Below are 25,170 nucleotides of genomic sequence, written 5' to 3'. Positions count from 1 at the left end.
TTTTTGGTCTTGTACCTCTCTATGTCCAAATTGTAAATTTGTTGGTATGATAAGAATCAACTAAACGGGTTGGTAGATAACAGGAGGCAGAATTAATGAAATGGAACTACTTTAAATCCAAACTATTTTTAAAATACATCTGGTCTTACTTGTTCATTTTACTAATCCCTTTAGTGCTGATGACTCTATTTATCTACCAAAACGCCGTCACCAATCTCCGTTCCGAAATTGAACAATCCCGTCTCAATCAATTAACGCAAACCAAAGTAATTATCGACGGCAGGATGAAAGAGCTCGGCGAAATTGCATCCCGCGTATCTTATGACAAGAGGCTCACTCCCTATCGGATACATGATCCTTACTACAGCGGGGAAGCCATTCAAGCGCTGGATCAGTATAAGGCGACAAGCTCTATCATTGGCGAAATGTTCTTGTATCTTCACAAGGATGAGAAAATTTACTCTGCGAAAGGGCTGTCGAGCCTCGACGTATTCACGGACACCTTCAGCTTCCAAAGCTGGAATAAAGAAACCATTTTCCAGGATTTAAACAATGTCAAGTTTCCAACGATGCGTCCGGCCGATACCGTCATCCGTAATTCTTATCTGCAGGATTCGATGCTTGCGTATCTTGTTCCCATCACACCATTCAGCCCTAACCCGCACGGAACGGTCATGTATCTGATCAAGGAATCCGAGCTTACGAGTTTAATCGATTCGGTTCTGGGCAATTATCAAGGCTTGACTTATATTCTTGATAACAAGGGCCAAATTCTTGTAGACAACCGGCAAGGCGAAGCCTTAACGAATGAGGAGGCCAAATCCTTGTTCGGTCTCTCTCCCGGCATTCACGATAAAATTTTAGATGGCAAGCCGCACTCGATCGTATCCGTAACGTCGGAGAATAACGGGTGGACATATGTCACCGTCATGCCGAGCTCGCAATTTTTCAGCAGCGTCGTGCATGTTCGCAGCTTCATCGTCATGCTGTTCATCATCGTCGTTTTAGTTGGAGCCGCGATTGCTCTCGTGCTTGCCAGAATGCAATACCAGCCGATCTCTACGCTTTTGGAGTTTGCAAATTCCAAATCCAAGCCGAACCGTCCGGCGGACGAATCGGCCGCAACCGGCAACGAGCTTGACCGAATCCGGACAGCGCTGCAGGAATACAGCTCGCGTGTGGACCTCCAAGAGCCATACGCCCGCAATCATTTTCTGTCCATGCTGCTCAAATACGGGAATGCGCAAAGTCTTACGCCGGAGCTTCAGGAAGCCTTCGATCTACATTTCAACCGGACTCATCACTTTGTTATCGTGATCGGCTGGGGCGAAATAGAGGATACGCAGAACGAGCGGCAGGAGCGGCAGGAAATGATCGGGCTGCTTGCCCAGATCGAATTCCCGGAACTGGCTGCTCATGCCTATGGCGTAGAGCTTCCTCAACTGGATCAGCTGGCGCTTATTATCAGCTTCAATATGAATCAAGCGGAGCAGGAATTCACGCCTATTCGCCATATTGTCGAAGCGGTGCACAGCAGCCTGCTGGAGACATTCGATGTCACTCCCGCGATTGGCGTAGGAACCTGTTATTCCAATCCGGATCAGCTGAATCAATCATTTATCGAAGCTTGCTCCGCATTCGAACTGCGGGCATCCAGCGGCCTTGGCACCGTCACTTATTTCGAGAAGCTGCACTATACGCCGGATCACACGTTCTGGATCCCGAACAATTCGCTGATGAAGCTCTCTCAAAGTCTGAAGCTGGGAAGCTATGACGTAGCTGCACAAATGATCAGTCAGTCACTCCGCAGCCTGCAATCATCCGAGCTCTCTGCGCTGCTCAAACGCTGTATATGCTTTGACATTCTAAATACGATGCTGAAAACGGCATCCGAGCTCGGTATTCATAATTTGATACAGGAAATTGCCCCGAATATGATATATACCCATTCATTGGATGAACTGGAGAGCGGCTTCCTGAATCTCGCCTCCCGAATCTGCAATCAAGTGGAGCGCAACAATCAGAAAGAAGAGCAATCTCAGATCGACCGGATTGTGTCCTATATCGACGATCATTACATGGACCATACGCTCAGTCTGGAGACGATAGCTTTCGAGTTTGCTATTTCGCCTTCGCATGTCAGCCGGTCATTCAAGGAAAAGATGGGCTTCAACTTCATCCAGTATATTTGGCAAAAAAGGCTGGACGAGGTTATGCGCCAATTAAAAACGACGAACGCTCCGCTAAAAGACATCATTATCCAGGTCGGTTATCTGGATACGCCTAACTTTATCCGGAAGTTCAAGAAGGAAACCGGCTATACGCCCGGTCAATACCGCAAGCTGTACGGAGAGAACGAGCAGGCCGGGTCCGTGTCCGATCCGGATGACGAATAACAGAAGATGGACAAAAACCCGGTCACGCTTACGCATGACCGGGTTTTTCTCGCTTCTTGCTTCATGCATGGACTGGTCTATTCTTCTGTGTTTTATCTGTCGTATGCGCTTTGATAAAGCTCAGCGATACGGTCGCCGCCCATTTTTTTAATTTGATCCAGGTACTTGTCCCAATTGGAAAGCGATTCCTGACCGGTTACGAACTTCGCTTCCATCTGCTGCACGTACGTGTTCAGATCGGACAACAAAGCAGAAGCCTCCGTTTGCTCTTCATTTGTCAAGTAAACGTTAGGGAACGGAGCTTTGCCGATCGGCGTCAGCTTTTCTGCGTTTTGCTTATCGATCCATAAGTCGAAATCGCTGCGAAGTCCTACGGCAAGCTCGCTTGAGTTCATGCCCGGCGTCAGGATGCCGTAGTTCGGCGTGATCGTTCCGCGGTATTCTTCGCGGTCGCCGCCGCCCGGAACGGGAAGCCATTCTTTCTCGTGCGTTTCTTTGTTTTTATATTTCCAAAGCAGATTCTCCGGACCTTGATTGAACAAAGTAGCCCCTTCATAGCTGTACAGGTAATCTACCCAACGCATCGTAGCTTCCGGAGACGGGTTGCTGCTCGTGATGGCGAAAGTGCCGTTTGCAGAAATGCCGGGATGCTTGCCATAGACCGGGGAGCCGGCAATTTCACTCTTCACAGGCGTCATCAACGGATTGTCTCCGCTTGGTTCGCCGCCTAGCGTAAAGTAAGGGAAATAGTCATTGAACACAGCGATTTGATTGTTTTTCCCTTTCGCCTTCTTCTGTTCGTCCGTTTGCGAGAATGTCTCATGGTCAAGCAGCTCGTCTTTCCAGAGACGGTTCAGGAATGTCAAATATCCTTTGTATCCCTCTTCTTGAGGCGTGTAATGCACTTTGCCTTCCTTATCGGCATAGATGACCTCATCGTAAATGCCCCAGAAGCCAAGGAAGTACATCCGCAAATCATCCAGTTTAACGGAGGTAAGCGGAATTTCATCCTTCTTCCCGTTACCGTTCGCATCTTCATCCTTAACGCGCTTCAGATAAGCGTACAGTTCTTCTGTCGTCTTAGGCTCTGCCGCCCCGAGCGATTTCAAAAACTTGCCGTTATACCACATCGGTCCGCGGTACCATACTGCCGCCAAATCGACGTTCGGCAGCGCATAAATGTGACCGTCCGGCGTTGTGAACGACTTGCGGATATCCGGATGATCGTCAAAAATTTTCTTGATATTCGGCGCATAGCCTTCATCAATGTATTTTTCAAGAGGAATAAGAACGCCTTGAGAACCGTAAGTAACTTGTTCTGCCGGTTTCAGATCTGCTGCATAGAACATATCCGGCAAATCTCCGCTGGCGAATACAAGATTTTTCTTCGTTGCAAAGCTGTCGAGCGGGGCGTTCTGGAATTGAAGCTTAATGCCCGTTAATTTTTCCATCTCTTGCAGGACAGGCATTTTGTTCCAATCGGCAACGCCGACATCCTGTGACATCATCTTGAGCGTAAGCGGCTCGCTGACAATCGGATACCCTTCTTTGCTGACCCCTTTAGACTCATTGGATGTCGACGTCCCGGATGCGGCATTGGCATTGCTGCCATTCGTCTTACCTTCATCGTTCGGTGAGCCGCATGCCGTTACTACTGAGATGAGCAGCGTGAGACTGAGCAGAAGCGATGATGCTTTATGAAGCTTTTTCATCCAAAAACCCTCTCCCTTTTTAATATCATTTATGAGCAAGATCAGCCCTTAACGGAACCAATCATGACACCTTGCACAAAGTAACGCTGAAGGAACGGATAAATGGCGATAATCGGCGCAGTCGCTACGATAATAACGGCGTATTTGACCAGCGCGGCGATTTCTGCCTTGTTGTTGAGGGCCGACGCCGTTGAAGCATCCATTGCGGCCCCGCCCTGGGCCGACATCTCCTGCAGGACAAGAATTTGACGCAGGACAAGCTGCAGAGGGTACTTCGCGGCATCGTTCAAATAGATGAGTGCCGAGAAGTAGCTGTTCCAGTTGCCCACCCCGTAGAACAAAGCCATAACCGCAATAATCGGCATCGATAACGGCAAAATGATTTTGATGAACAGCCGCATATTCGTGCACCCGTCAATCTGCGCAGCCTCTTGCAGCTCTTTCGGAATCGAAGATTGAAAGAACGTGCGGGATACAATGATGTTCCAGATCGATGCGGCTGAAGGGATCACAATCGCCCACATCGAGTCGATCATCCCTAACTCTTTGACGAGCAAATAGCTTGGCACAAGGCCGCCGCCGAAAAACATGGTGACCATGAACATGCCCATAAAAAAGTTGCGTCCTACAAAATCTTTACGGCTTAGCGCATAGGCCGCAGGCAGCGTAACAAATAAATTGACCGCTGTTCCTACCACCGTATAGAGAATGGTGTTGCCGTATCCCGTCCAAATACTCGCGTTCTGGAACACCCGCTGATAGCCTTCAAACGTAATGCCTTTCGGCCACAGCCACATTTCACCGGAACCGACTAACTTCGGATCGCTAATGGAAGCGCTAATCATATAAATGACAGGATAAGCTACAATAATAAAGGCAAGGAATACATAAATATAGTTGCACATAAGAAATAACTTATCCCGTCCGGTTTCTTTTACGGTTGAAGTCATCGGTCACACCTCCTTTTCCTACCACAAGCTGTTTTCATTGGTACGCCGGACGATCTGATTTACAACAACTAACACAATCGCATTAATGACGGAATTGAACAAGCCGATCGCCGTCGAGAAGCTGTACTGGGCATCCACAAGCCCCGAACGATACACGAAAGTCGAAATGACATCCGATGATTCCATGTTTAACGAGTTTTGCAGCAATAGTATTTTCTCAAATCCTACCCCAAGCAGACTTCCCATATTCAAAATCAATAGAATGGTCATCGTTGGGATAAGCGTGGGGATGTTAATGTGACGAACACGCTGGAAACGTGAAGCTCCATCAATAATCGCCGCTTCATGCAAACCCGGATCTACCCCGGAAAGCGCTGCTAAATAAATAATCGTACCCCAGCCTGCGCTTTGCCAGACACCCGAGAACACATACATTGTCTTGAACCATTGAGGGTCCGTCAGGAAATCAGGCGAGTCAAAGCCGAGCCATTCAATAAAGTGTGTGACAATCCCCGTCGAAGGCGACAAGAACGTAATGATCATCCCCGCCATAACGACAACAGAAATAAAATGCGGCGCATAAGTGACGGTCTGGGCCATCCTTTTAAAGAAGCCGCCCTTCAACTCATTGAATGCCAGTGCCAGAATAATCGGAATCGGAAACCCGATGGCGAGTTCATACAGGCTAATACTAAATGTGTTCCATAATAAGTCCCAAAAGTAATAGGAATTAAAGAAACGGACAAAATGATCGACCCCAACCCAAGGGCTTCCGAAAATCCCTTTTGTAGGTATGAAGTTTTTAAACGCAATTTGAATGCCGTACATCGGACCGTAAGAAAAGATAAGAAAGTAGAAAAATGCGGGTGCAATGAATAGATAAAGCTCCCAATTCTGAACAACTCTTCTCCACACTCTGCTCTTCGCCGTATCCGGTTCCGGAAGCAAGCTGCCCGTTACAATACCTTTAGCCTCCTGCATAGCATCACCCCTTCACGGTTTCGTTATTGTTGATTTAGCTTCGTATTCTGCGATAGGATTTGTTTGGCTGCCGCTTACAAATACAACGATAGCCGACAAACGGAAAATCCGTAAATATGTCATTTTCAGTCACGCATGAAAGCGTATACTCTAATGAGAAAACGCTTGAAAACAAACTACTCCGATTATTCTGACAATAGGATTTATGTGTCATTTTTGTCCTAAAAATCCCCGTTTATCGCCCTCCGCAAATAATACCAATCGCTTTAGAGCGGGAAGACAAGCCTTCAGCATAGGTGAAAATGGGTTAGTCAAGAATAACATGTATGCGATTTCATTATTTACATGTGACTAAAACATAAAAATGAAGCATCGCAAAAAAATAAAGCTCCCTGTCATGTCTGCCGGTCAAGCGGCCAGATCAGGGAGCTTCCAGATCATTATAGATGAGTTCGATGAGAATTAAGCAGAGAAACAAGATTAAGCAACAACTTTTTCCTATATCGGTCTACAGCAATCCAGATTCCTTAACGCTGGCATAGAAAAGATTAAATTCATCAATGTTAAGCTGCTGTGCAGCATCGGATAAAGCCGTAGCAGGATCTGGATGTACCTCTACCATTATACCATCAGCACCAGCTGCGAGAGCCGCTTTTGCACAAGGAGCAAGTATGTCTTTTCGCCCTGTAGAATGGGTTACATCCACGAGGACAGGTAAATGACTTTCCTGCTTAAGAATTGGCACCGCAGAGATATCTAGTGTGTTACGTGTCGCCTTCTCATAAGTGCGGATTCCACGCTCGATCAGCATAACCTGGGTGTTGCCACGGGAAACGATATATTCTGCCGCATGCAAAAACTCATCAATCGTGGCTGCCAGTCCTCGCTTCAGGAGGATTGGAATCTGAGCCTCGCCTGCCGCTTTTAGCAATTCAAAATTTTGCATATTGCGAGCTCCGATCTGAATAACGTCTATATATTCAGAAGCAAGCTCAATATGTCTTGGGTCTACGATTTCGCTAATCGTCTTCAGGCCAAATTCGTCCGCTGCCTCCTTCAATATTTTCAGGCCTTCGAATCCGAGTCCCTGGAAATCATACGGCGATGTCCTTGGTTTGAACGCGCCTCCGCGCATAACGGGAATGCCAGCTTCCTTTAACGCCTTAGCCACGAGCCGGACCTGCTCATAGCTTTCGACCGAGCATGGGCCTGCGATCATTAACGGCTTTGGTCCTCCTACAGCTACGTCGCCTATGTGGACAATAGTATCTTCCTTCTGCTTTTTGCGGCTAACCAGTAAATGTTTCTTATGCTCCGATTCCTGAAGATTCAGAGATGCTTGAAAAATTTGCTTAAATAGATATTGGATGGTTTTATCGTCGAACGGGCCCTTATTTGCGGCAACTAGTTTGGCCAGCATTTCCTTCTCACGAACAGGATCGAATTTAGGCGTGCCTTGCTTTTCCTTTACATCTCCGATTTCTTGGACGATCCGGGCCCGATCGGACAAAAGCTCCAAAAGGTTATGATTGATGATGTTCAGTTTGTTTCTTAATTGCTCTAAGCTATGTGTTTTCATTGAAACCGCTCCTTGTTATCGTATTTGAACAACAAAAAGACTCCTTTCCGCAAGGGACGAGGAGCCGTGGTACCACCCTTATTAGAAATGAAGCATGCCTAGACGGCATGACGCCATTTTTCACTTTCGTCTCTTTAACGCAGAGAAATACGGGTATGCCTATCGAGCTCAGAAACTCGGCTTCGTTCAGCAACCGGCTCCGGAGTGAACTTCGGCGAACAGATCCATTCGGGTGCTCTCAGTCGGTCGGCACACCGTCCCTGTTAAGAATCTCAATCCGCATACTCTCTCCATCATCGCATTTGATTTTGTTTGAGTGTATAGTTAGAAATTTTTCTTGCAAGCATATCGTTTAACGCATATTTGCTTTATTGCGTTGCAGCATTCAAACTTAAAACTACTTTAAAACTTCTGAACTAATAAAGAACGAGAGCACCATTCGGTATCGTAGCGCTTGATCTGCCTATTTTCGTCTATTTAACAAAAGATTTACCTCCACTTACATATGATGCGCTACTGGCGGCAATCTATAGCGGTTTAGGTACAGGGATTGGCTTAGCTGTAGTCTTTCGTGCAGCAGGGAATACGGGTGGTTTTACATTAATTGCTCAAATTCTGAATAAAAAAAGGACTATCAAACATAGCACGTCGATTATAATTATGGATGTAACAGTTATGATTGCTGGAGGATTCGTTTTTTCACCAGAAAAAGTATTGTATGCACTGGTTGGGGCATTTGTGACCAGAATGACAATGGAATTTATTCTAGTCAAAAATAAGGGTTCTAAGGTAGCGTACATAATATCCTCCTTAGAATATGAGAATAGAATTAGTACATCCATTCTACATCAATTAGATAGAGGAGTGACTAAAATAACGGGGTCTGGAGGATATACAAAGAATAATTATAATGACTGTACTTAATCCGTTAAAAGTAAATAAACTAAAATCAATAATACAAGAAATTGACCCTCATTCTTTTATTATTGTCTGTGATGCTACCGAGGTATTTGGACAAGGATTTTCTGAATTGGTAACTTCCCAAAATCCAAAATCCTAATTAACGCGACATGATAGTTCAACAATAACGCAAATAATGCTGTCGAATAACAGCAGCATTCATTTTTTAAAATTCTACAATTTCGGGAGATTCTATAGGTTCTTATTAATGCTTAAATAGAACGTTTTCTTAGTTGTCTCACAATATGATTGCTATAATGCCGCTTATATTTCAACGATTAATTCGTTACCAGGCAGCCCCGTCAGGCGCAGGCAGTCCGCTTCAACGGTAATCTTAAACTTCTTCTGCCAATCCTGAATCGAGAAGCTCTCGCAAGCTCCCGGCTCCCCATAAACGGCGGACACGAGCACATGCACACCCGGCTTCAGCTGCGCCCGCAGCGTCGGAATGGCCGTTCTTGCATGCATCAAATTGGTATTGGACTGAACGCGAAGCAGCTCCGCCTGTCCATAGCCCATAATACCGGCAATGCCGCAAACGCCGAATCCGCTCCGGGCAGCGACCGCTCCCTCTTGCTCGATCACCGTAAGCGATTGATCAAGCGGCAGCGCGAATCCGCCTTCGGCCGCTTCAAGTTCCCTGGCCGTCTCTATACGGTGAATCCGAAGATGCCAAGGCAAGCCTGCCAAAATATACGTAGTAACCTCCACGTCCTGCCAAGGCTTCCATCTTGCTGCTAGCAAATCCCCGCTGATCGAGGTCTCCTCGTTACGCCGCCTTACCCGGTAAAGATTGTCGCCCTCGCTCAGGGCGAGCATCGAATCGAATGCTCCTTGCGAGAGTCCCCACTCCGCCCGCGGCACGCTGAATCCGAACGATGCGGAATAGACGAACTTTTCGTATTTGGCCGATGTATGCGTATGTTCATTCGTTGTCAAATGCCCGGAATTAAATGCCGCGATATGTCCCGATTCGGGCTGCCGGCATATCACCATGTGGGGGGCTTTCTGAACCGACAGGCCTGGCAGTTCCGGCAGCGGCAGTTCCTCTGCCGCCCAGAAAGGATGGTCTTCCTGCAGAGCGAGCGGCAAAAACGCCTTCATCGCCCAATACACCGAGCCCGGCGCATTATAGTTTTCCGCCATGATTAGGTTAGGATACGTATAGCCGATCGTCATGACGCCGTCGTTTGTGAAGATCGGCTGCTTAAACCACCAGCGAAGATGCCGCAAAAACAATCCCTTAAGCACACCCGGGGAGAAGGGCTCTACATCTGCAAAAGCTAACGCTCCCCAAAATGCGCCCTGGGAGAAGCGGTACGTAAGGCTTCGGCCGTAAGGAATGGCGCTGCCGTCTTCGGCGAACCAGCTGATAAACTGCTCAGCGAATTGGCCGGCACGTTTTTTGAACCGGGCTGCCCGCTCCGGATCCTCTTCGCTCATCAGCTTGGCATACAAAAGACCGTAATATTGAATAGCGAACGGCACGTAGTAGTCGCTGTGTCCGCCGGCCCCGTCCGCATACCAGCCCTCCTCCAAGTAGAACTGTTCGATTCGCTGCAAATTCTTTTCCATTTGCTCCTTGTCGAAAGGAAGTCCAAGCTTATTAAATCCCGTGTTGACCAATACATGAAAGAACAGCCAGTTGCAGTCGTACACGGGATGCTCGTTGATTTGGCTCAGCCAATTATAAAAGTTCTGCCGTGCTTTAGGGCTAAGCGGCAACCAAATCCGCTCCGGGACAATGGACAAGGCAAAACCCAGTGCCGCCATTTCCACAAGCCGCTGATCGTAGTCGGCTGCCTTCCCCCAGTACTCCTCATGCCCTGGATCCGTCCCGTTCGCAATCCCTTTTAAGCATAGCTGCAGCAGCTCTTCGTCGATGCTGCCTCCCGCTATAAGCGGAACCACTCCCCACATCACGCGCGAGAATCCTTCCATTTGCGCAACCTCGGGCGCATAGCCCGCTCCGGTAACGCCAAGCGCGAGACGTGCGCCGCCGCTTGAATAATAGGGGATCAGCGGCTTCGCCAGCTGATGAAAGGCCAGCTCCAAATCAGCTTTGCTGCGGAGCGGATTCGATGCGATTGCATGTGCGATTCCCATGGGATGCCGATGCCCCGTTTGAACCGGACCGGAAAAATGTACAGTCATCTTCTTGATTCCACCAATCTATTCATTTTGTAATCCTCTATATCGTTTTAAGTACCGGTCCGAGGCGCCCTGCTATCCGCGGTATTCGGTCGGCGTAGCCCCTACCTGCGTCTTAAAGGTTTTAATGAAATAGCTTTGATTATCATAGCCCAGCATCTCGCATATTTCATTGACGGAATGGTTCGTCTGGTCGAGCAGCTCCTTGGCGCGTTCGATCTTCTTGCATGTGACGTATTCGATGAACGTCTGACCGGTTTCTTTCTTGAAGAAACGGCTGAAATAGCTAGGGTTCATATGCAGCTGCGCCGACACTTCTTCCAGCGTTATCCGCCTTCCGATATTCAAGGATACGAATTTGTAGGCTTCCGTCACCTCGCGCCGCTTGCTCATGGGAGTACCCTCTTCCCTTACGGCGACGTAAGATTGCAAATGCGCTTTAAGCCATTGAAACAAGCCCCGCTGCGAATCGAAGTGAACGATTTCTTTATGAAGCGACTCTGCCGAAGACGTGGATGACGTATACAGCAGCGCATGCAGCTTAAGCCTCAAATCGATCAGCAGCTTTAACACCCAATCCCTTACTTCCTCAGAGGGATACCGGGCCTCGCGAATGAGCGCCTCCCACCGGCCGGCGATCGCCACTATTTTCGCCTCGTCCTTCGCGATAAGCGCTTCCCTGATCTCCGCGCCCGCTTGATCATAGAACTCGAACAGCCCCTTTGACTGCGTGACATCCGGCCGCCACTTGGCGATTTCTCCTTCGGATAAATAAAAACGTTGTTCCTCCGATGAGGTCAAGCCGCTCAACATTTGCTTAAGCGACTCCAGACTCCCGCAGCCAAGGCCGGTCAGGAACGCCATACGGATCTTCAGCACCTTGGCCAGCGTATGCTGAATGCTGCGCAAGCTATCATTGACCTGGTCATGAACATTCGTTTTGATTCCCGGCTTGTACCCGAACATCAGCAGGGATTGGCGATTGCTGTACCCGATGTGGACGGTATGAAGCGGAAACGTTCCGCATATTTCCTCCATGACGTTGCTAAGCGCAAAATGCAGCGTCTGATCGGAGTCGAAACGGTTCTTAATGACGCCGTAATTCTCGATATAACCAATGACGGGCAGACAATGCTCTCCCGCGCCCAGCAAACCATAAGAGCCGATTTCCCGCTGCCATTGCCCCGGGGAAATGAGCGGCTGCTGGATGAAATTGCGAAACGTCTTTTCCTTGCGCAGCCCGCGTGTTTCATTCACCAGATGCTTCATCTGAATCTGCTCTTGGCGCATCTGCCGCTCCCCGTCGAGGCCGGCCTTAAACTTGTCGAGCAGCAGGATCAAGTCATCCGGATTAAGCTGATCCTTCAGCAAATAATCCTCTACATTCAGACGCATGGCCTGCTGGACATATTGAAACTCGCTGTGGCATGACAATATCGCGATCCGGACCGAAGGGTTCAGCCCCTTCATTCGGGAAGCAAGCTCAAGCCCGTCCATCTTGGGCATTCCGATATCGGTTACAAGAATATCGGGAGGCTCATCCTGCGCATGCTCCCATGCAAGCGCCCCGTTCTCGTGCTTGCCGCACAGCACAAGGCCGCGGGCTTCCCAATCGACCACCTCGGACAGCAGCTCAAGAACCGGATAGTCATCATCAACGAGCATTACTTTATACATGGGAACCACTCTCTTCTCGAATAGGAATTTGCATAGAAAACCGGGTCCCTTTTCCCGGTTCGCTGTCGATTGTCATGCGGAATGCATCCCCGAACATGATCCGCATGCGCTCGGCGACATTGGCCACTCCGATGCCGGATACTCCAGATGACGCATGATCCTTCTCAGACGCAGTATCGAACGCAGCCGTCGACAAGCGCCCTCTTAACCGTTCAAGCTCATCCGGCTCCATCCCGTTGCCGTCATCTTCTACCGACAATTCCATGAACCGCTTATTTTCCGTCATGTCTGTTGCGATCCGAATCATGCCCGCGCTCCGGTTTAAGCCATGAATCAACGCGTTCTCCACGAGCGGTTGAAGAATGAATCGCGGCACTTCCACATGAAAAGCCGAAACGGCCACGTCGATGATCAGCCGCACCTCTTCCTTCTGCCTAAGATTCATTAATTCCACGTAATGCGTAAGGAGCTCGATTTCCTCATGAAGCGTTATCGCATCTTCTTCGCGGCTGATCGTCATACGCAGCAGCTTCGATAAAGAGGCGATCATCTTTGCGCTGTCCTGATCTCCGCCGCGCATGACCTTCATACGAATCGAATTGAGAACGTTGAACAGAAAATGCGGATTAATCTGCGCTTGCAGCATGGCGAGCTCCGCCTTGCGCTTGCGGGCCTGCGTCCGCGAAACCTCGGCGAGCATATCCTTGATTCGATCAAGCATCTGGTCGAACAAGAAGCCTAATCGCCCGATTTCATCCCCTCCGCGCACGCCGGAGCGCACCTCCAGATTTCCCCGCTGAACGCTTGCGGCTACCTTCCCCAAACGAATGAGCGGCTTGGTGAACGTTCTCATCAGCATAAGCAGCAACAGGAGAAAGATACAAAAGGAAATGATCTGAAACAAGAACACGCGATTAAAGATGGAGCTAATGTTCACAATGGCATCCTGATACGGCTGCGTTGTCACCAGATTCCAGTCATTGAACGAAAGGTTCGCCGTCGTAAGCAATATTTTCTTATCGCCGTCCTCAACGATCTCTGACCTGGTATTCATCCCATTCTCAAGCACCTGCCGGCTATAAAGGAACGGCTGATTGATTTGATCCTTATGCGGAGAAGAGATAATCCGGCCGGTTCCGTCAACGAGCTTCACGTCTTGACTGCCGGTCAGGCCGTCGAATATTCGGCTCACTTTGCTTTCCATCATCGTGACGATAACGTAACCGTAAATCTTGGAGCTGTCGAATCTCAGCGTGCGCGCCACCGAAATTTGATAAGGACTATCGACTTTGTCATAGGGAAATACGGTAGGAGTCGTCTCTATCCAATACGACTGCAGACCGGCCAGCTCCTGAAGATTTTTGAACCAGGGTTCCTTCAGGAAGAGCAGCGGATCGAATTCGTCTTTCGAATAATTGGTAAACGTCGTGCCGTTCGTCAATATGATGGTGATATAGCTTTTCTCTCCGATATAAGTCAACGACTCGAGCTGCTGCATAATGCGGTTAGTCGCCATAAATTGACTGTAATTGTCAATCGGCTGCCCGTTCACGATTTGTTTGAAATAAGCGATCATGTCCGTATTTACTTGAATATAATTCGAGAGGTTGAGCATGCCTTGAAGCAGGTTGTTGACGGAGCCGTTCACTTGCTTCATTGCGTCGGTTGCATTCGCCATTGCTTGCTGCTCGACGGCTTCCCGGGTCAACGAATTATAGATCAGCATAGTCAGAACGGCCGGTACCAATATGCAAAATATGGATGCTGCTGATAGTTTGGCGCGAACCGAACGGAAATTGGATGAGCGAAGCAAACGACGATACATTTCTAGTCCCCCTATAATAGAAAAAAGGGGGACGCATTTTCCGTCCCCTATAGGCCATGATTATACCTTATTATTTTTTGTTAGCGGAAATAATTTCATTCACGCGTTTTTGGGCGTTCGCTACGGTCGCGTCGATATCTTGATTGCCAAGAATGAGCTTCTCGTATTCTTCGTTGATTGCTTTATAAACTTCGGCTTGATACGAAGCCGGAGCGATAATTTGAGACGCTTTGGAATTGACCAGCGTATTGACGAGCGTTGTTTTATCTACGAGCTCCGGATTTTTGGTACCGCTAAGAATCGTATCGATGATGCTCGTTACCTGCTCGCTCTTCACGCCGTTCCAAGCCGGGATGTTCTTGCCTTGCACAACTTGACCTTCCGTTGTATACCAGCGTACGAATTTGTAGGCTTCGTCCTTGTGCTTGGAGTTCTCCGATACGGCCACATAGTCAGTCGTTACCGGCGTCAAGCCTGTTTCGTCGCCCGGGTTGTTTTTCGGGAATGGCGCGACGGCGACATGGAACGTTAACGGCACCTTATCCGTTCCGCCTATCTCCGTATTCATCCAAGAACCTATTGTCAGCATGCTGACGGATTGATTGAAAAACTGATTGCGGTAAGCCAGCTTTTGCGAAATCATGTCTGAGTAAGGCACCGAGGATTTATCCTCTTTCTCCATACGTACGCGAAGCTCGAGCGTCGCTTTGAAGTTTGGATCGTCCAAGTTAGACGTTCCGTCCGCCTTCAGGAATTCAGAGTTTTGCGGCTGGTTCTCCAGCTTCAGCTTCAGGAATTCCATCCAACCGCCGTTTTGCGGTCCATGGAAGTAGGTGCCGTAACGCTTGGTCGCTCCTTCGCCCTTCGTAAGCTTTTTCGCGTAATCCGCGTACTCGTCCCATGTCCAGTCCGTCGGAACCGCCAGTCCCGCCTCGTCCAGATGTTCTTTATTAAGCAGTACGTACCAAGGGTTGAACTTGCCTGGCAGCGCATACACTTTTTCGTTCAAATGTGTGTCGACCTTATAATCCTCTTCGACCTTATAGCCGTCTTTGGCGATATATTCGTCGAGCGGTGCCGCCATTCCAAGGGCAACCCGCTGCGAATAGGCAGCTGCGTCACTGAACATCAGCACGTCGATTTGCTCAGAGGATGCAGCGGCGAGGTCCAGCTTCTTCGTCGCTTCCTGCGTGTCACCCTTTTCGCTGAGCTGTACGAGCTCTACGGTAACGTTCGGATTGGCCTGATGGTAGGCGTCAAGTGTCGCTTTCCAGTTGTACGCTTCCTCCGTGCCGTACGTATACAGCCGCAGGTTAACCGTCTCCGCGCTGCTGTTCGCGTTTCCGCTTGCAGTCGGGTTCGCATTGCCTTTTGCGTTCGAATCGTTAGCATTTCCGCAGCCCGCCAATAGACCCGTCAGCAGGACCATAGCCGCCATACCGGATATCCATTTCTTTTTCATTTCTGTTGACCCTCCCGTTTCATTCCCTTAGTATGTTTCGGACTTGATAGTTTACATTATAGAGAGCAATAAATCCGTTAGGATGAAACAATTTTTACTTTTTTGAAACGAAATCGACTTCTTTGCCGCTGCATCCTTATCCTTTGACGCCGCCAAGCGCGATACCTTCGATGACGCTCTTCTGTCCGATGATGAACACGATCAGCAGAGGCAGGATCGCCGAGACCGCGGCCGCCATGATCAGCGAGTAAAATTCGCCGCTCAGCGAGGTGAACTTCTGCATCGCCAGCGGTATCGTGAACAAATGGTCGCTCCGGAGGAAAATGAGCGGGCCTTGATAGTCGTTCCACGTCCAAATGAAACGCAAAATCGCATACGTCGCAACAGCAGGCTTGACGAGCGGCAGGCCGATGCTCCAGAAAATCCGGAAATGGTTCGCACCGTCCATTTTGGCCGATTCAATGAATTCATGGTGTACGCCCATGAAAAATTGCCGGAGCATGAACGTGCCGAGTACACTAAAGCTGCCTAGCAAAATCAGACCCCAGAGGCTGTCAAACAATCCAATTTGGCGATACAAAATAAATTGCGGAATAAGAATGGCTTGGCTCGGTACCATATACGTAGCAAGAACGATGAGAAACAAATAATTGCTGCCTTTGAATTGAATTTTTGAAAAGCCGTAAGCTGCAAGCGCCGAGACGATAGACGATATTACCGTAGTGGTCAGTCCAACCTTAACGGAATTGAGATAATATTTCCAGAACGGATAGTCGCCAACCCATACGTCTTTATAGTTTTGGATCGCATTCCACTGTCTCGGAATCCACTGAATCGGATAAACAAATACATCTTTCTCCACCTTAAAGGAGGTGACCAGCATCCAGATGAAAGGAAGCAGGAAGAGAACGCTGACTCCAAGCATGATCACCGTTAGTATGCCCTTTCGCCAGCTGAAGCCTTCTTTAGTTGTCGACATAATGTGCCGCTCCTTTCATAATTAGTAGTTTACCCATCGCTTCTGTGCCGCCCATTGCCCGAATGTAATCAGTAAGACAAACAGGAAGAGCACGGCTGCAATGGATGAAGCATAGCCGACTTTTAGATTGACGAATGCCGTGTCGTATAAGTACCATACCATAAGCGAGGTAGAGCCGATCGGTCCGCCCTGCGTCATGACCGCAATGATGTCAAACACCTTGAACGTCGAGATAATACCCGTTACAAGCAGGAAGAAGGACGTCGGCGAGAGCAGCGGGAACGTGATTCTCGCAAATTTGGTCCAACCATTCGCTCCGTCAATATCTGCCGCTTCGTACAGGTCCTTTGGAATTGCTTGCAGACCGGCAATATAAATGATCATATTGAAGCCGATTGAAGTCCAGACGACGATCATCATGATCGAAATCAGCGCGTAATGCGGATCGGCGATCCACATTGGCGGATTGGTGATGCCGATTGTTTTCAAAAACTGATTAATCGGTCCGTAGGAGGGCTGGAACAGTACCTGCCATACGACTGCAACGGCTACTATGCTAGAGATATAAGGCATAAAATACGCTACTTTGAAGTAACCTTTCAAATATACGTGACGGTCAATAATGACTGCCAGTACCATTGAAATGATCATATAAATGGGGACCGATAACAGAAACAGAAAATTGTTGCGCACCGACCGCAAAAATTGCGAATCATGCAGCAGCTTCTCGAAATTCCCAAATCCGACCCAGTCGATACCGTTCCAGCCCTGCACGAAATTCCAATCCGCAAAGCTTAGCACGATCGTAGCCAGAATCGGGAGCAGCACCAGAATAAATACGCCGATAAGCATCGGGCTGACGAACAGCCAGCCTGACAATGTCTCCCCGCTTTGCAGCGAGCGTACTCTTCTTTGCTTATCCAAGCTGCGGTTTACTGCCGCACGTGATGAAGTCTCCATGATAAGCACCTCAAATTCATTAGATTAAATAATAACTAGTGGAGCTGTCCTTATTATAGTGAAAACGGGGATGTCTTATGTGACGTTATTTTTACTTCTTCACGATGCAAATTGACTACTTTTCGGGTATCGCTGCTAAAAAAGGCAATATATACGAACATGTCGTCAGGAACATAAAAAGAGGCTTCTCACGAGTTGGTGATCTCGTGAGAAGCCTCTAATATTCAAATGATGCGGCTCTTCTGCTCTACCATTCGGCCACCGATCCGTCCTTATGTCTCCAAATCGGATTTCTCCACCGGTGCGAGGATTCCGACGCCATTCTACGGACGTACTCCTCATTAACTGTAATACCAAGTCCCGGGCCCTGCGGAATCTTCACATACCCATCCTCGTAGGAGAATACGCCAGGGTCCGTTACATAATCCAGCAGATCATTTCCTTGGTTATAATGAATCCCGAGGCTCTGTTCCTGAATTACCGCATTGTGAGCTGTTGCGTCAACTTGCAGACAGGCAGCAAGTGCAATAGGGCCTAGAGGGCAATGAGGGGCTATTGCAACATCATAAGCCTCCGCCATCGCGAAGATTTTCTTACACTCTGTAATGCCGCCTGCATGCGATAAATCTGGTTGAATAATATCCACATAGCCATCTTCCAGTAATGATTTGAAATCCCAGCGTGAGAACATTCTTTCACCCGTCGCAATCGGCGTGCTTGTATGATTGGCAATATCTCGGAGTGCCTCGTTATTTTCCGGAAGCACGGGTTCTTCGATAAACATCAGTCTGTAAGGATCTAATGCTTTGGCAAGCACCTTCGCCATTGGTTTATGAATACGGCCGTGAAAATCTACACCGATGCCAAAGTCTGGACCAGTGGCAGCACGGATCGCTGCTAGCCTTTCCACGACCTGATCCACCTTTTGATAGCTATCAATATATTGCATCTCTTCCGTAGCGTTCATCTTAATCGCTGTAAAGCCAGCCTGTTGCTTCTCCAATGCCGCTTGTCCAACGTCACTCGGTCGATCCCCGCCGATCCAGGAATACACACGCATCGAATCCCGGCATGCCCCGCCAAGCAACTGATAGATTGGGGCATCGAAATATTTTCCTTTAATATCCCACAACGCCTGATCGATCCCGGCTATAGCACTCATCAGTATTGATCCGCCACGGTAGAACCCGCCACGGTACATCACTTGCCAATGATCTTCAATGCGAAGCGGATCTTTCCCGATTAACAGATCCATGAGCTCATCTACAGCCGCTTGTACCGTATGAGCTTTGCCTTCAATTACGGGCTCTCCCCATCCAACTATTCCTTCATCCGTTTCAATTTTCAAGAACAGCCACCGGGGTGGTACGATAAAAGTCTCAAACTTTGTAATTTTCAAATTTACCCTCTCCCTATTCTCTGGCTTTTTTGATTTCCAGTCTGAATTGTCGAGCTAAATCTGTAAGCACATCGTACCGTTCTTCTTCAATCGCTCTCTTGTCCGTTAATGAAGTCCCTATTCCGACGGCCACGGCACCTGCGCGAATAAATGGGCCTACATTGTCCAAAGTAACTCCACCCGTTGGCATCATCGGAATATGTCCAAGTGGAGCCGATAGCTCTTTTATATAGTTGACACCCAATGAGGAGCCCGGGAAAATTTTAAGCATGTCTGCTCCGTATTGATACCCCTTCGCGATTTCTGTCGGCGTCATGACCCCTGGAATCGAGATCCTTTCATATTGATTGGTTAGACGGATCGTAGCTTCATCCAGGATCGGAGAGAATATAAAATCAGCTCCAGCTTCGATCGCTGCCTTCGCTGTTTGTTCATCTAATACTGTACCTGCGCCAACTAGGGCTTTACCTTCATATCTCTCTTTCAACTGAGCAATAATTTCATATGCCCTGTCTGTATCAACCGTAACCTCCAGCGCTCCTACGCCGCCTGAAACCAGCGCGTCCGTAATCTGAATGACCTTGTTATACGGAGGCCTACGAATGACTGCAACGATGCCGGAATCCTTTAACTGCTGCAGCTGTTCCTTTTTGTTCATGATACTTCCACCTCAAACAGAACCATGGAATCTCCAAAAGTTACGACTTCCATCCTATCCTCCTCCTCAGTTACAACGACAGGCACTCTTTTTATAGATCATATCTATATATAATAGATCTAATATTAACATCTATAGATCCGATCTAATAATAGGATATTACATATAATATTTCGTTTAGTCACATTTTATTAACTAATGATCTGATCTTTATGAAGGTATCATAGTATCTTTATTTCTAGATGTCAATAATTAAATACGATTAGGAGATGCTTGTCCGATTATGTTAATATAAACCTAATATGAAGATACACAGGGGATTGTTATGATGAAAAAAACGACCTTTGCAATGACAATAGATGTACTTAAACAGAAAATTATTAGTGGGGAATGGCCGCCCGGATCACGTATACCAACGTTGCAAGAGATCTCTAAGGACCTGGCTGTTAGTGTATCCACTGTAAGAGAAGCGCTGCGGACTCTGGAAAGCCAAGGAAATGTCAGTATCGAACATGGACGGGGAATGTATGTACGTAACGATCCATTATTGTTGGAAGACCCTACTGCAGACCTTAAGGAACTGGGGGATATTTCTCTCGTCAAATTACTGGAAGCAAGACTGCTCATTGAACCCAAACTGGCTGCCTTAAGTGCAGAGCATGCTACGCGCTCCCAAGTCATGCAGCTTCGTGCGCTGGCTGACTCTATGGTTAACCAGATGGAAGAAGGGGGTCCATATCTAGATACCGATCTTTCCTTCCATCATCTCATTGCAGAATCAGCACAGCACCCTGTCCTATTTCGCATGCTGGAGTCAATCTATCCCCTTCTCTCCGAAGGTCGCAAGCAGACAAACACCTTGCCTCATATGCGTACCAAAGCATCCAATTATCACATCTTAATTGCGATCGCCATTGAGGAACGACACAGTGAGCAGGCAAGTCAACTCATGCATAGTCATATCTGCGACATGCTTGAAGCATTAAAGAAGTAACATTTTCTTCGTGTCCATCTATTCGGGGCAAGGTCAATGCTGTTAACAAGCAGCTTGATAAGAACAAGATGAACCTGTTGATCTTCGCAGGTGATATGAAAGTTTCCATCACGCACGAATACAAGTCAGAGGTTATTGAAGCCCTTTACAGTACACATAAGCCTATCTTCAGTGTCAACGATTCAGGTATGCCAAGTCAGCCAGAGATTGAATTTGAGCCTACAGGATCATTCAAACGCACCTCAACAAACTAATCTGTTTTCTCACTACATTCAAAGGCAGGCGTAGTCTCCGATGACATCAATTATTCTCCTGAACTTATAATGTAACCAAGACTATCTGATGGGCTTTTAATGGACATAAAAAAAGCACCATCGAATGATGATGCTTATATGAAGCTTCTCATTTATCTACCTTAGCACTTGCAATTTCACCTTAGAAAAGTTCGTCTAGTAGTTGATAATACTCGATCTTTGTTCTATCTATTTGAGCAAGACCATACTCTTCAAGAAACACCTCTGTATATTCCTTACCGAAATTTCTGGTTATGCTTCTGACTGCCAATGCAATATCCTGATACCTATCAGCAATACCAGCCCTTCCCCAATCAATAAAGCCATTGACTTTACCTTCATGGATAATGATGTTTGGAAGGCAATAATCACCATGTGTGAAAACCAAATCTTCACTGCTGGGCATTTGTGAAATAAGTTTTTCAAATAAATTCACTGCTTTTTGCCCTCTTCGTAGATCATCAAAATCTTCTTCGTCTACTAGCTGTTTGCGTACCCTTTCTCTTGCTTGTTCAATCTTCATATCTAATTTATGATTAAATGGACAATCATCAATATTCACCGCATGTATCACCCTTAGCCCCAATGATAATTCTTTTATCATTAAAGATACATTACTGCCGTTTGACTTATCAGATGCATTTACACCTGTCACTGCTGTAATAAGCAAATATTCATTTGTTTCGTCTTTATCATATAAAACAACCTCTGGAACTGGTAACTTTCCTTGTAACCACTCTAATCTTTCCTTTTCATGGTGAAGATTTTCCACAGCATTATTGGGTTGAACTTTTAGGTAAAGATTATTTTTATTACCTCTAAGAAAAAAGGTACTAGCTTCTGACTCACCAATCGTTATCTTCTCCCACGAATACCCAATAGTCTTATGTGCCACACTGCTTGGAAGATCATTCATCATCTATATTGCTCCCTTCCTTTTCGTTCTTTCCCTTTTCAGTTCTCTTGATTCTTAACCCATTCCAACGCTTTTCTTACCAAGCCATCTATAAACTCTTCCTTGCCACTCTGATACAAATGAACATCATTTGGAAACTCTGCGGCAAGTCGCTGTTTTAATTCTCCGTAAGATTTCGCATCGTTTGGATGCTCAATCATATATTGCTTAAAACTCAAATGAGCATCTATTCTTTCGTCGCCAATCTGATGACAATGAACATGATGCGTTCTTTGCTGACCACCCTTAGTGAGATAGCGTCTTTTGGGGATTCCATTTTCACCCCTTGGAGTATAACCAAAGGCTTCCATCTGATCGTTATATGTATCAAGGTTATTGACGTCCTTAACGACAACCAAAATGTCAACTATTGGTTTTGCAAATCCAATCTGTTTGACTGATGTACTTCCAATATGGTGTATCTCAATCATTTCTCCTTCTAGTACAGATGCAATTTTTCGTGATTCGATATGATATAATTCATTCCATTTTTCAGTCCAAGGAACTATTTCAGTTTTCCGCATTTTTCACCTTCCAATCCTTACATTGAATCCATATTTTATTTAGCCACTGTATCATCATATCCATAATAGAACGTCATTTCCCAAAGGCAATGGGCAATAAAGCTTTCACTTGACATAGTATCTAATGACTTCTTGTTAATGTAGTAGCCTAGCCATTCATTAAATTTGCTTGACACTATAGAGTAGCCAGTCCATTCGTCGTCCTTACCACTAACGTCAAAAAAGAGTGAATCATCATCTTCATCAAACTCATTGATAAAGATCGATTCACTATCAATTTCTTCTTGGAACACATTGATATAAATGTACATGTTAGTTTTGTTATCTGCAGGTAAAGTCAATTTCAGTTTTTCATATAGCATACTAAACTTTTCAAGTCTGTCCTTTTTATTTGAATAATGGACAATATACTTTTGCCATACCTTTGAAAAATCTGTAATGGCAATCAACTCTTTGAATGTCTGCATACTTCCTCCAATCCATAAAATTACTCTTCTAAAATGATATTATCTCCACAACGTCATCGCTTCTTGATACAAATCATATTGTAATCTGGGGTTACATTGAATTTCTTTATGTATGTTCTCAACAGAGAACTCTCCTGTACCAGTCTTAAATACCATAACTTTTCCATTGAAAATCGCTTCACAGTTAAACCATTTTTTAATGATGGGTAAAATTACTTTACTATGTGGTTCATAAAACAAAAGGTTACTAAACTGTTTGTAAGTTATTTGGTATCTAGAGTTACTACTGTATTTAACTACGACAACTTCTGTTAAGTTATTACAAATGGGACAATTTATTGTTAATCCAATTTTATAATGCTCCATTTTGTACTTTTTACTACAAACTTGACACTTCGCAGTTATTTCCCCCACTCTGCATACCCCTCATACATTATCAATTTGATTTCATATCCTGTTTCTTATCACGCATAGGATACTGTTCTTTAATATTCCAATTCCTAAACTGCAATAGTCTTACTATATTGAGTGCTGTTGATAATACTCAACAAAGTGCATCATCCACCCTGCAAGAGCGTATAGCAGCAGGAAGCGCTCTAAGTCGTATGTGGGCATGGAGCGTTAAACTGACGAGTGTAAGTTGTTTTTCATTTCGAATCAACCAAGGAAATAGCTTAGTTCCAATTCAACTTCTTCTACACATACATCTGTTATGCTCTGATCTCTGAAATACTTCCACACGTTGTAGCGGTCTTCCTCCATGTAGGCAACCACTTTGAATTTTCCTACGTCGAACATTACCTTGTAGCCAACGAACTTACCTTCCGACATTAGAACATCACGACCCCTTAGCTTGTGATAAACCCTTGTTGCAGATGAGCGAGCCTAGTGCAACTGATAGAGCATGAAGCATATATGCACATACGAAGAAAAAGCAGTCTTCACCCCAACCCCTCAGAAAGTTGATGGATCGTGCTTCCCTTCATCTTAAGCAAGTAGCAAGGACAACTAAGCAAGTCCCTATTTTGTAGGGAAGTCGTCCTTGCATAGAAAAGAGTATACATCCGTTTACACTTTAATTTCCAGTTTTATTCATTTCTAACTAATAGCAACCGAATCTTTTCTTCCTAGAAGATTATCACGTTGAACTTTAAGCACTTCGACTTCTGACATGATGGCTTTGCGCCGTTCAGTAGTGGTTGTTGCTGAACTATGCTCTAAAGTGAGTTTCAGATGATTTCTTGCAATTTGTTGAAGGCTGTGTGTAACTGAATCGTCAATGGTGAATAAGCTTTTATTCGTCATCTTAATTCAAACATCCAATGTATTTAACGGATTGTACTTATCATTTTGCTCTCTCAATTCATTCCCCCCACATAGCAACATACCTCATCGTGACTGCAATGTTTTGATGTCTCATCAGCTTTTGAATTGCAAAAGCACTCATACCAGACATAGCAAGTCGATGACAAAATGTATGTCGAAAAGTGTTTGCGGACACCCTAACTTCTTTAAAATTCATTTTTTGTCCAAGATACTTGAAAACTAACATCAACGCATTTTCAGTCATTTGAGTATTATCTCTTTTCACAAAAATAAAGTCACTTAAATCTCCCAATACTGTTTACAAAAAATCTTATATGCCGCTAATTCTTTAGATAACTTTTCAGTTATCGGGAGAGTATCTTTCCTTCTACTTTTCCCGAAAACGGTAATACTTTGATTAATAAAATCAACATCTGACCACTTTAGATTAATAATTTCACCTCGTCTTATTCCAGTTCCGAGTAAAGTCACTATCATCATATAATCCCGATAAGCAACATAACTTTTTTCACATTGCTTAATACGTCTGTAGAAGTTCAGCATCTGATGTATTTGTTCATCAGTGAATACATCAATCTTGACATCCTCTTTTTGCATTTTCACTCGTTTGGCAGGATTCTTCGTTATAACTTCGCATTCCACCATGTAGTTCAGAAAGGCTCTGATTCGCAAAAGCTTAGTATTGATTGAGCCTGCTTTATTACCTCGTTCTAGACAAGTCGAAAGATGCTGACGCACATGGTTATAAGTAATTTCTTCTACACTTACAAACTCATACTGAATACAATACTCAAATTTCAACAACATAAAAAAGACTACCTCCTTGGTTTTAGGAAGTAGTCTTTATTTTAGAAAATAGTTTTTAACGTGACCAGTTCTCAAACTGGGCTGAAATAGCCTAGACTATTTCACAAATGTAAGG

The 25,170-nt window shown here is 46.0% G+C and carries 22 protein-coding genes; 4 read left to right on the top strand and 18 right to left on the bottom strand.

Features of this window, described 5'->3' with window-relative positions:
- The first annotated feature begins 95 nt into the window (after positions 1-95).
- Positions 96-2,396 carry a helix-turn-helix domain-containing protein gene (locus ASG81_RS24200; protein ID WP_056640415.1) on the top strand — a complete coding sequence of 767 codons (2,301 nt, stop codon included), beginning with the start codon at positions 96-98 and terminating at the stop codon, positions 2,394-2,396.
- A gap of 92 nt (positions 2,397-2,488) precedes the next feature.
- On the opposite strand, the gene ASG81_RS24195 is transcribed toward ASG81_RS24200, so the two are convergent.
- From ASG81_RS24195 to ASG81_RS24180, 4 genes are all read right to left on the bottom strand, one after another.
- Positions 2,489-4,108, bottom strand: coding sequence for an extracellular solute-binding protein (locus tag ASG81_RS24195; RefSeq protein ID WP_056640412.1), 1,620 nt, complete (start codon positions 4,106-4,108; stop codon positions 2,489-2,491).
- Between the two features lie 41 nt (positions 4,109-4,149).
- Positions 4,150-5,058 (bottom strand): carbohydrate ABC transporter permease, encoded by a 909-nt coding sequence (locus ASG81_RS24190; protein WP_056640409.1) that lies wholly within the window; start codon positions 5,056-5,058, stop codon positions 4,150-4,152.
- 18 nt (positions 5,059-5,076) lie between these two features.
- Entirely contained in the window at positions 5,077-6,039 is a 963-nt protein-coding gene (locus ASG81_RS24185) for an ABC transporter permease (RefSeq protein WP_056640407.1), read from the bottom strand.
- A 508-nt stretch (positions 6,040-6,547) separates the two neighbouring features.
- Entirely contained in the window at positions 6,548-7,618 is a 1,071-nt protein-coding gene (locus ASG81_RS24180; protein ID WP_056640404.1) for a bifunctional 3-deoxy-7-phosphoheptulonate synthase/chorismate mutase, read from the bottom strand.
- Positions 7,619-8,062: 444 nt separating this feature from the next.
- Here ASG81_RS24180 and ASG81_RS34190 point away from each other — a divergent pair, with 444 nt between their 5' ends.
- Both ASG81_RS34190 and ASG81_RS34185 read left to right on the top strand, forming a co-directional pair.
- Positions 8,063-8,542 carry a YitT family protein gene (locus ASG81_RS34190; protein WP_081417557.1) on the top strand — a complete coding sequence of 160 codons (480 nt, stop codon included), beginning with the start codon at positions 8,063-8,065 and terminating at the stop codon, positions 8,540-8,542.
- Positions 8,502-8,678, top strand: a complete 177-nt coding sequence (locus tag ASG81_RS34185) for a DUF2179 domain-containing protein (protein WP_442952959.1) — start codon at positions 8,502-8,504, stop codon at positions 8,676-8,678. The genes ASG81_RS34190 and ASG81_RS34185 overlap by 41 nt, the downstream gene beginning before the upstream one ends.
- 164 nt (positions 8,679-8,842) lie before the next feature.
- Here the strand turns inward: ASG81_RS34185 and ASG81_RS24170 are convergent, their stop codons facing one another.
- The 8 genes from ASG81_RS24170 to ASG81_RS24135 form a co-directional block, all read right to left on the bottom strand.
- Positions 8,843-10,684 (bottom strand): DUF2264 domain-containing protein, encoded by a 1,842-nt coding sequence (locus ASG81_RS24170; protein ID WP_056640659.1) that lies wholly within the window; start codon positions 10,682-10,684, stop codon positions 8,843-8,845.
- Between the two features lie 120 nt (positions 10,685-10,804).
- The gene (locus tag ASG81_RS24165; protein ID WP_056640398.1) at positions 10,805-12,406 is read right to left on the bottom strand and encodes a response regulator transcription factor; all 1,602 of its coding nucleotides are present in this window, start codon (positions 12,404-12,406) and stop codon (positions 10,805-10,807) included.
- The gene (locus ASG81_RS24160; RefSeq protein ID WP_056640396.1) at positions 12,399-14,231 is read right to left on the bottom strand and encodes a cache domain-containing sensor histidine kinase; all 1,833 of its coding nucleotides are present in this window, start codon (positions 14,229-14,231) and stop codon (positions 12,399-12,401) included. The genes ASG81_RS24165 and ASG81_RS24160 overlap by 8 nt, the downstream gene beginning before the upstream one ends.
- Before the next feature lie 70 nt (positions 14,232-14,301).
- Positions 14,302-15,693 carry an ABC transporter substrate-binding protein gene (locus tag ASG81_RS24155; RefSeq protein WP_056640394.1) on the bottom strand — a complete coding sequence of 464 codons (1,392 nt, stop codon included), beginning with the start codon at positions 15,691-15,693 and terminating at the stop codon, positions 14,302-14,304.
- A gap of 136 nt (positions 15,694-15,829) precedes the next feature.
- The gene (locus tag ASG81_RS24150) at positions 15,830-16,672 is read right to left on the bottom strand and encodes a carbohydrate ABC transporter permease (protein ID WP_056640392.1); all 843 of its coding nucleotides are present in this window, start codon (positions 16,670-16,672) and stop codon (positions 15,830-15,832) included.
- 21 nt (positions 16,673-16,693) lie between these two features.
- The gene (locus ASG81_RS24145) at positions 16,694-17,632 is read right to left on the bottom strand and encodes a carbohydrate ABC transporter permease (protein WP_056640389.1); all 939 of its coding nucleotides are present in this window, start codon (positions 17,630-17,632) and stop codon (positions 16,694-16,696) included.
- Between the two features lie 247 nt (positions 17,633-17,879).
- Positions 17,880-19,031: a galactonate dehydratase gene (gene dgoD, locus ASG81_RS24140; RefSeq protein ID WP_056640387.1), complete on the bottom strand. Its 1,152-nt coding sequence runs from the start codon at positions 19,029-19,031 to the stop codon at positions 17,880-17,882.
- A gap of 13 nt (positions 19,032-19,044) precedes the next feature.
- The gene (locus tag ASG81_RS24135; protein WP_056640385.1) at positions 19,045-19,689 is read right to left on the bottom strand and encodes a bifunctional 4-hydroxy-2-oxoglutarate aldolase/2-dehydro-3-deoxy-phosphogluconate aldolase; all 645 of its coding nucleotides are present in this window, start codon (positions 19,687-19,689) and stop codon (positions 19,045-19,047) included.
- 325 nt (positions 19,690-20,014) lie between these two features.
- Between ASG81_RS24135 and ASG81_RS24130 the strand changes: the two genes are divergently transcribed.
- Complete coding sequence (locus ASG81_RS24130; RefSeq protein WP_081417555.1) at positions 20,015-20,683, top strand: FadR/GntR family transcriptional regulator; 669 nt, start codon at positions 20,015-20,017, stop codon at positions 20,681-20,683.
- Positions 20,684-21,118: 435 nt separating this feature from the next.
- Here ASG81_RS24130 and ASG81_RS24125 read toward each other — a convergent pair whose 3' ends face one another.
- The 6 genes from ASG81_RS24125 to ASG81_RS33575 form a co-directional block, all read right to left on the bottom strand.
- On the bottom strand, positions 21,119-21,895 hold the full coding sequence (locus ASG81_RS24125; protein ID WP_056640379.1) for an APH(3') family aminoglycoside O-phosphotransferase: 777 nt from the start codon (positions 21,893-21,895) through the stop codon (positions 21,119-21,121).
- A gap of 35 nt (positions 21,896-21,930) precedes the next feature.
- Positions 21,931-22,455, bottom strand: a complete 525-nt coding sequence (locus ASG81_RS24120) for a GrpB family protein (RefSeq protein ID WP_056640376.1) — start codon at positions 22,453-22,455, stop codon at positions 21,931-21,933.
- Between the two features lie 35 nt (positions 22,456-22,490).
- Positions 22,491-22,922 (bottom strand): DUF6557 family protein, encoded by a 432-nt coding sequence (locus ASG81_RS24115; RefSeq protein WP_056640375.1) that lies wholly within the window; start codon positions 22,920-22,922, stop codon positions 22,491-22,493.
- Positions 22,923-24,020: 1,098 nt separating this feature from the next.
- A complete protein-coding gene (locus ASG81_RS31370) occupies positions 24,021-24,227 on the bottom strand; it encodes a hypothetical protein (RefSeq protein ID WP_155971862.1) in 207 nt (68 codons plus the stop codon).
- A gap of 58 nt (positions 24,228-24,285) precedes the next feature.
- The gene (locus ASG81_RS33580) at positions 24,286-24,474 is read right to left on the bottom strand and encodes a site-specific integrase (RefSeq protein WP_268795824.1); all 189 of its coding nucleotides are present in this window, start codon (positions 24,472-24,474) and stop codon (positions 24,286-24,288) included.
- Between the two features lie 53 nt (positions 24,475-24,527).
- Positions 24,528-25,055: a tyrosine-type recombinase/integrase gene (locus ASG81_RS33575; protein ID WP_268795819.1), complete on the bottom strand. Its 528-nt coding sequence runs from the start codon at positions 25,053-25,055 to the stop codon at positions 24,528-24,530.
- Positions 25,056-25,170: the final 115 nt, after the last annotated feature.

The sequence above is a fragment of the Paenibacillus sp. Soil522 genome (assembly GCF_001428245.1).
In the GTDB taxonomy this organism is placed as follows: domain Bacteria; phylum Bacillota; class Bacilli; order Paenibacillales; family Paenibacillaceae; genus Pristimantibacillus.
Note: the sequence above shows the minus strand (reverse complement) of the source record. Positions and strands in the feature narration are given on the sequence as shown.

What these genes read in the sequence shown, in the direction of transcription:
- ASG81_RS24165 (WP_056640398.1), bottom strand. Translation starts at nt 12,406, where the DNA reads ATGTATAAAGTAATGCTCGTTGATGATGACTATCCGGTTCTTGAGCTG.
- ASG81_RS24170 (WP_056640659.1), bottom strand. Translation starts at nt 10,684, where the DNA reads ATGGGAATCGCACATGCAATCGCATCGAATCCGCTCCGCAGCAAAGCT.
- ASG81_RS24185 (WP_056640407.1), bottom strand. Translation starts at nt 6,039, where the DNA reads ATGCAGGAGGCTAAAGGTATTGTAACGGGCAGCTTGCTTCCGGAACCG.
- ASG81_RS24155 (WP_056640394.1), bottom strand. Translation starts at nt 15,693, where the DNA reads ATGAAAAAGAAATGGATATCCGGTATGGCGGCTATGGTCCTGCTGACG.
- ASG81_RS24195 (WP_056640412.1), bottom strand. Translation starts at nt 4,108, where the DNA reads ATGAAAAAGCTTCATAAAGCATCATCGCTTCTGCTCAGTCTCACGCTG.
- ASG81_RS24190 (WP_056640409.1), bottom strand. Translation starts at nt 5,058, where the DNA reads ATGACTTCAACCGTAAAAGAAACCGGACGGGATAAGTTATTTCTTATG.
- ASG81_RS24150 (WP_056640392.1), bottom strand. Translation starts at nt 16,672, where the DNA reads ATGTCGACAACTAAAGAAGGCTTCAGCTGGCGAAAGGGCATACTAACG.
- ASG81_RS24115 (WP_056640375.1), bottom strand. Translation starts at nt 22,922, where the DNA reads ATGCAGACATTCAAAGAGTTGATTGCCATTACAGATTTTTCAAAGGTA.
- ASG81_RS24130 (WP_081417555.1), top strand. Translation starts at nt 20,015, where the DNA reads ATGATGAAAAAAACGACCTTTGCAATGACAATAGATGTACTTAAACAG.
- ASG81_RS24160 (WP_056640396.1), bottom strand. Translation starts at nt 14,231, where the DNA reads ATGTATCGTCGTTTGCTTCGCTCATCCAATTTCCGTTCGGTTCGCGCC.
- ASG81_RS24145 (WP_056640389.1), bottom strand. Translation starts at nt 17,632, where the DNA reads ATGGAGACTTCATCACGTGCGGCAGTAAACCGCAGCTTGGATAAGCAA.
- ASG81_RS24135 (WP_056640385.1), bottom strand. Translation starts at nt 19,689, where the DNA reads ATGAACAAAAAGGAACAGCTGCAGCAGTTAAAGGATTCCGGCATCGTT.
- ASG81_RS24180 (WP_056640404.1), bottom strand. Translation starts at nt 7,618, where the DNA reads ATGAAAACACATAGCTTAGAGCAATTAAGAAACAAACTGAACATCATC.
- ASG81_RS31370 (WP_155971862.1), bottom strand. Translation starts at nt 24,227, where the DNA reads ATGACGAATAAAAGCTTATTCACCATTGACGATTCAGTTACACACAGC.
- ASG81_RS24125 (WP_056640379.1), bottom strand. Translation starts at nt 21,895, where the DNA reads ATGATGAATGATCTTCCAAGCAGTGTGGCACATAAGACTATTGGGTAT.
- ASG81_RS33575 (WP_268795819.1), bottom strand. Translation starts at nt 25,055, where the DNA reads ATGTTGTTGAAATTTGAGTATTGTATTCAGTATGAGTTTGTAAGTGTA.
- ASG81_RS24120 (WP_056640376.1), bottom strand. Translation starts at nt 22,455, where the DNA reads ATGCGGAAAACTGAAATAGTTCCTTGGACTGAAAAATGGAATGAATTA.
- ASG81_RS24200 (WP_056640415.1), top strand. Translation starts at nt 96, where the DNA reads ATGAAATGGAACTACTTTAAATCCAAACTATTTTTAAAATACATCTGG.
- ASG81_RS33580 (WP_268795824.1), bottom strand. Translation starts at nt 24,474, where the DNA reads ATGTTAGTTTTCAAGTATCTTGGACAAAAAATGAATTTTAAAGAAGTT.